Genomic DNA, 242 nt, shown 5'->3' with positions numbered 1-242 from the left:
CTTGCAAGATGGCTGCCGGATGGAAATGTAGAGGTTGTCGGACGAATTGACCATCAAATTAAGCTGCGCGGCTATCGGATTGAACTGGGTGAAATTGAGAGCCATCTGGTAGAGCACCCGGATGTAAAAGAAGCGGCTGTCATAGCGAGAGAGGATTCAGGGTTGAGCCTTTGCGGTTATCTCGTATGCGAAAAAAAGGTGACTCCAGCTGAAGTCAGAGAGTTTTTGGAGAAACGGGTGCC

General features: G+C 49.6%; 1 protein-coding gene. It reads left to right on the top strand.

The window, feature by feature from the left end; translation table 11 throughout:
- A partial coding sequence (locus SB756_RS34350; protein ID WP_410913789.1) for an AMP-binding enzyme occupies window positions 1-242 on the top strand: 242 nt, incomplete at both ends.

The sequence above is a fragment of the Pseudomonas sp. SIMBA_068 genome, assembly GCF_046534705.1.
GTDB classification, from domain to species: Bacteria; Pseudomonadota; Gammaproteobacteria; order Pseudomonadales; family Pseudomonadaceae; genus Aquipseudomonas; species Aquipseudomonas putida.
The sequence above is the reverse complement of the archived record's forward strand: the minus strand, read 5'-3'. Positions and strand labels throughout refer to the sequence as shown.